This is a genomic window from Nostoc sp. UIC 10630 (genome assembly GCF_010747425.1).
Taxonomy (GTDB): domain Bacteria; phylum Cyanobacteriota; class Cyanobacteriia; order Cyanobacteriales; family Nostocaceae; genus Nostoc.
Window position 1 is genome coordinate 1 of record NZ_JAAGOG010000340.1, and the last position, 5069, is coordinate 5069.

Consider the following 5069-nt stretch of genomic DNA (forward strand, 5'->3'; position numbering starts at 1 on the left):
TATCCGACACACGACCTTTGATTTCCCCACCCTTCAAATGTACGGAGCTTTTTCAGAAATCAAATATTAGTCCTATATATTAGTTCCTGATTTTGCTTTCATCCAGAGTCGCGCCACTATGTTTGATATGGTGTCGAACCGCAAAGAATGATAAATGGAACGTTCGTATCTGACGTGCAGCGTACCTATATTATGAATGAACCCTTCTGTTGGCGCAGGGATTTTTTCACTCAGTTTGCATGAAGCGGTTTTATGAGAATGGGGCTTGAGTAACAGGCGAACTGAAAACCGGGATAAGCTTAAAAGCCTTATTAGATAAGGATTATCCTGATAACGAAGGTCATTGACGCTCTTGTCCGCTTTGGCACGGTTATGCCAAATATGCTAAATACAAAGGTAAAACAACTGCCAATGCTCGATTACGTCAGTGCAGGAATCGCGTTTTACGTCACAATGCTTCCCGTACAAGAGTGGATATTGGAATTCCGCCTTGGTTATCTTGGTCGCTACTGGAGCCTGATAAGTGTTGCTGGCTTATTCATTGGCTTTTTGCTCTGTGCGCTGATATTTACGCCATTGATCATTAATATGACGCTAGATCCGTTCAGATATCCAGATCATTTGGTTATGAGCGCGATCGCGGCTGTCATCTTTGGTGCAATACTCTGGCTAGGACAGTGGCTAATTCTCTGCCAGACTGAGATTACACCAAGAGTTTTTGCTCTGATCAATACAGTAGTTGGAATTTCTGTCTTCTCTGTGCTGGTGTGGTTTAACCAAAAAAGCTTGCAGTGGAGCGGTGGCCCGATTGAAGGCTGGAGAACCGGACTCATCTTTCTAGTGGGTGGTACAGTTACCGGAGCCGCGACGGGCAAGGCTTTGGATTTCTACTGTTGGCGAATCGAGCAGCGATTAATCAGAATTGAGAAGGAGAGGGTAGACCAAGAAACCCAAGAGCGAGAAAGGCTTTTGAAAGAAAGAATTGAGAAGGAGAAATTAGAGCAAGAACGTTTAGAAGCAGAGATGGCAGAACGGAAAAGAATACAGCGAGAGGCGGCTATTGAGGAAGAACGCCTGTGGTACGAAAAACACGGGAAAGACTATGCTGATTATGAATATGAGGAGGATGAAGAGGAATATGAAGGTGAGGAAGATTGAAGAATAATATGAAAAATGCCTAAGAATGTCATACGCTGTTTTGACATGAAAATAAAAGTTTGTATAGAGCAACAGATTATTTGACTGTAACGACAAATTATCAATTAAGTTCTTCTTGCTTATAAGCTTGACTGTAAAAAAGTCTAACTTTTATGGTTGTTGGCATAAAGTTGTATAAATGTGCAAGAATATGCAATGCAGAAGGATTTAGATTTGTGACAACAATCTGTCGCTCTATAGCCATCCTGACAATGGGTTTAATTAGAATTAAACTGCAAAACATTCTTCAAAAAATGGATAAAACTTGTTCGCTAACAACTCAAACTTTTCTCCAATACAATCAGGACGAGCTATTTTATAACCTTTGCCATTGTACCAATCAGGATTCATCGCTGGAGAATAACACAGATAAGCGGTGCCATCTTTGTAGTACCCAGATATAGTTAAGATATTTATTTTAGGTAAATAATTTACTTGAAAATTTCCGACAGCACGGTTATTACTTTTAAAAGTAATAGCTAAATTAGTGTCAAAAATATTTTGAGAGTCTTTATGTAAGGATTTTAAATACATTTGTGGTACAACTAAAGCTGCATGAACCTTACCGATTTTTCGAGCAGATAACTGAAACTCAGTGTTGTTAAAAACTTGTCCAGCAATCTTAGTAATCTCTGTTTGAAAATCTATTTGTACAGTGTAAAGGAGTTGTTCTAAATCTATATTGAGCATTACTTTTCCTTTGAATATTCAACTGTTATCAAGAAAAATTATGAATTTTTTGACAAAGTGATTAATGATTACCAAGCAGAGGAGCTAAATTGATATTTATCTTAGACTACATACGGCACAATCTATTTTCCAGAAATACACTGAAAGTAGAGCAACTTGCTAGTGCCCAATCTGTTCTTTATTAGCTCACCATCAGCTTTACTAACAGAGACAGATTAGCTCTCGGTCGAATGGGAGTAATGTTTTTCAGTCGTTGCGGCAACTGATGAAGCGCAATCGCCCCTTCCTCCCGTTGCCTCTGCCGATAATCAAGTAAGTTCTGAGCAAACACGAGATCATCAGTATTCAGCCGATAATACCGAGATGGCACACAGGTAAGGATGAAATGTGAATGTTATGCAGATGTTACAGAGTGCGATCGCGGTAAATTCCTGACAAAAAGCCTGGAAACAAACGCCTGCTAGCGTTACGGTATATTCAAAGCAGGTTATAAGGGCTTGTTCGGCTCTTGCTGTAAGGCAGCTGCAAAATCTGTTGATAAGTGATTTCTCGGTAAAGGGGTGTGCAAGTCTAAATAAATTATTAAGGGAATACCCAGGTAAGATGGGTAGAAATTGGTTAGTTCTGCGCTATTTTTACCCAAGCGATTGAGCGATAATATGTGTATAAAAAGCGCTGGCAAAGATTTTAAGCTGGCATTTAATAAACTGCAATATAAAACAGAGCCCTGGATTTTTACAGGGCTTTTTAAATTGAAAACTCAGTTTTCGAGTTTAATGTATCTTTTACAAACAAATGAAAGCGAGTTTTAATTAGCTGGATTGGAGTTGAGTACAAGATCAAGTAAAGTACGAGCAGGTTGTGATTTAAATAGTGCAGCATGGTGGTCACTATAAGCACGAACTAGGCGATTAAGCGTGCTGGCACCAGTTTTGGCTTTTTCAATTTCTTCACCTCTGACGATTTCGCCATCAAGCATCTGCTCAATCACAAGTATAATATCACCAGCTTCAAGGCGGACTTTTTGTAGCTTTTCTAAAGTGCTAAGTAAGGTTTTGAGTGAATTTAAGATTTCGTCACTATCTAGGGCATTTTCCACTGATTCAGCGATCCCTTGAGTTTGTGTCTCATCTGGAAGTGTCAGTAATTCAGCAGTAGATATTTTAGGTTTTGTCTCAGATTCGCTTGCCATTAATCCTGACTCAAGAAATCTTTCTGAGTGTATCGTTTAATTTAGCTTTTGTTTAGTATGACTTTTAGGGAATAGCAGATTCAGGTATGTTGTAAATTAGCCTCGGCGAAACAGAGCTTCTAGATAAACCTGGGAAACACGGCGATCTCCATCAGCATTTTGCAACAGAAACAGTGAGATAGCTGCGGTAATAAGGCGATGTTCATCCCAATCAGGATGCTGTTCTAGATAGCTGTTTAAAGACTGATGTAGTGTTTCAGGAAGATTAGTCAAGATGTTTTGGGTTGAGTTCATGCGATCAAAGCTTCCGAAAAAGCAAATCAATAAGGACAATAAGCCAGAGGTGATGCAGTAGTTGTCCTGTTTCACCCCATTCTTTAGTTGTCAAACCACCTGTGCTAGCAACTGAATAGTTTTATACAGTCGATGTTTAAGATGGAATAGACGGCAAAGGCTAGTCGATTTATTGTGTGCTGACTGGCTTGGTTTGTCAATGTTGCAAAATATTAAACATAAATATAGAAAAAATAAATAATTACGTGAAAGCTAGGGTTAGAGATAGATTTTCTTTACGCAACTTAACAAAAACTCCGTAAGACAGAGTGATGGCTACAGTCATGACAAAATCCCCAGTGGATGAATAGAAGCCGATTATCTTGTCAAACAACTGTGGAAAATAGTAGAAGTAGCTGTGGAAAGTCTGTGGAATCAGTTAGAAAAAGTAGAGCTAATGATAAGAATTGCAAAAAGTTCTAATGTAAGCTCTGCGATTGTCAGGGGCTGAAAATACAGTAGATCCTATGCTACAGACAAATCTTCGGCTCAGTGACAACTCTAGCGGAAAAATTCTTTTCGCGTCATAGTGGAATAACCTTGTGTGTAATTAACAACTTCCTTTGAGGTTACAAATCAAAGTCAAGGCTGAAGGTTTCGCTTGAAGAATCTTCTTCTTTCTCTTGTACCAATGGAGTTGAAGTCATTGAAGGAAGTTTGTTCGACTCAGTAGTAATCGGCGTAAAAGCTACTTGTTGTGTGGCTAATCCAGCCTTGATGAAAACAAAATAGCAATCAATAATAAAGTAAAGCGTCTCCAGGTAACTTTTACCTAGTTGTTGGGACTCTGCAAATATGCGTTCTCGGTAGTTTTCTTTAAGCCGAATTTTTATGGGAGCTAAGTCAAATTTTTCTGTCATTGTGATCAGTTAGGAGATGTAGTAGGCGAATTCTTGCTACTGATGGCTTTTGCCATTTGTAGAAGCCCAAAGACATTAGCTTCCACTGGGTTGTCCAGTATTTTGAACCCATTCTTCTCTAAAAGCTTCTTAAATCCAGGTAAGAGGCAGCCTCCACCAATCGCCCAGATTTCATCCCCTTGGTGTTTAGCATCAAGCGTCAGATTCACTACTTTCTTCAAGTATTTTTCATACCAATCTTTCAAACAAGTACTGTATACATCTTTGATATCAATATCCCGGCTGTACCGAGTATGCCCCATTTCCAGACAAAATCGGATCTTGGAGGCATCCCCAATTTTCCCGCCATTTAAATGCTTCATCTTTTGGGAAATATCATTAATGAGAACTTCTACGCCTGTGGGGTAGGCAGTGTGAACTTCTCGTTTCCCTTGGTTGTAACGAGAATACAGAGTTGTGCCATTGCCAAAATCTAAAATGGTTAATTTTTTCGGTAGTTGATGCCCAAACAATGCACCCATCCCTTCTAGTACGACTTTCAGGACTTCTACTTTCACGTCTGATTGTTTGCCAGCAAGTATTGGCTGATATTCTCCGTTTAGTACTTTTTGCAATTCGTCAGCTAGAGCGACATCATGTAAGCTGACGACTAATTTTAAATGCCAAGCCTTACGGTGTGGTAGATGTGCCAATGCACCGAATAAAGTCAATAATGCGTTGTTGACTTTGTTTTCATTGTTATCAGTGTTTCGGTCAAAATAATTTCCTGTACGGAAAGCTGATTCTCCAACTGTGTA

7 protein-coding genes are annotated in these 5069 nt (G+C 39.3%); 1 reads left to right on the plus strand and 6 read right to left on the minus strand.

The window, feature by feature from the left end:
* The first annotated feature begins 381 nt into the window (after positions 1–381).
* Entirely contained in the window at positions 382–1158 is a 777-nt protein-coding gene (locus tag G1O98_RS40480) for a hypothetical protein (protein ID WP_243458651.1), read from the plus strand.
* A 267-nt stretch (positions 1159–1425) separates the two neighbouring features.
* On the opposite strand, the gene G1O98_RS36760 is transcribed toward G1O98_RS40480, so the two are convergent.
* The 6 genes from G1O98_RS36760 to G1O98_RS36785 all read right to left on the minus strand — a co-directional run.
* Positions 1426–1887 carry a hypothetical protein gene (locus tag G1O98_RS36760; RefSeq protein ID WP_163939198.1) on the minus strand — a complete coding sequence of 154 codons (462 nt, stop codon included), beginning with the start codon at positions 1885–1887 and terminating at the stop codon, positions 1426–1428.
* Between the two features lie 181 nt (positions 1888–2068).
* Entirely contained in the window at positions 2069–2257 is a 189-nt protein-coding gene (locus G1O98_RS36765; protein ID WP_163939200.1) for a hypothetical protein, read from the minus strand.
* A gap of 438 nt (positions 2258–2695) precedes the next feature.
* Positions 2696–3079, minus strand: a complete 384-nt coding sequence (locus G1O98_RS36770; protein ID WP_163939202.1) for a hypothetical protein — start codon at positions 3077–3079, stop codon at positions 2696–2698.
* A gap of 96 nt (positions 3080–3175) precedes the next feature.
* The gene (locus G1O98_RS36775) at positions 3176–3373 is read right to left on the minus strand and encodes a DUF2811 domain-containing protein (protein WP_069074080.1); all 198 of its coding nucleotides are present in this window, start codon (positions 3371–3373) and stop codon (positions 3176–3178) included.
* 608 nt (positions 3374–3981) lie between these two features.
* Entirely contained in the window at positions 3982–4272 is a 291-nt protein-coding gene (locus G1O98_RS36780) for a hypothetical protein (RefSeq protein WP_163939204.1), read from the minus strand.
* A gap of 5 nt (positions 4273–4277) precedes the next feature.
* On the minus strand, positions 4278–5069 hold a 792-nt coding region (locus G1O98_RS36785; RefSeq protein ID WP_163939205.1), incomplete at its 5' end, for a hypothetical protein.

What these genes read in the sequence shown, in the direction of transcription:
- G1O98_RS40480 (WP_243458651.1), top strand. Translation starts at nt 382, where the DNA reads ATGCTAAATACAAAGGTAAAACAACTGCCAATGCTCGATTACGTCAGT.
- G1O98_RS36760 (WP_163939198.1), bottom strand. Translation starts at nt 1,887, where the DNA reads ATGCTCAATATAGATTTAGAACAACTCCTTTACACTGTACAAATAGAT.
- G1O98_RS36770 (WP_163939202.1), bottom strand. Translation starts at nt 3,079, where the DNA reads ATGGCAAGCGAATCTGAGACAAAACCTAAAATATCTACTGCTGAATTA.
- G1O98_RS36775 (WP_069074080.1), bottom strand. Translation starts at nt 3,373, where the DNA reads ATGAACTCAACCCAAAACATCTTGACTAATCTTCCTGAAACACTACAT.
- G1O98_RS36780 (WP_163939204.1), bottom strand. Translation starts at nt 4,272, where the DNA reads ATGACAGAAAAATTTGACTTAGCTCCCATAAAAATTCGGCTTAAAGAA.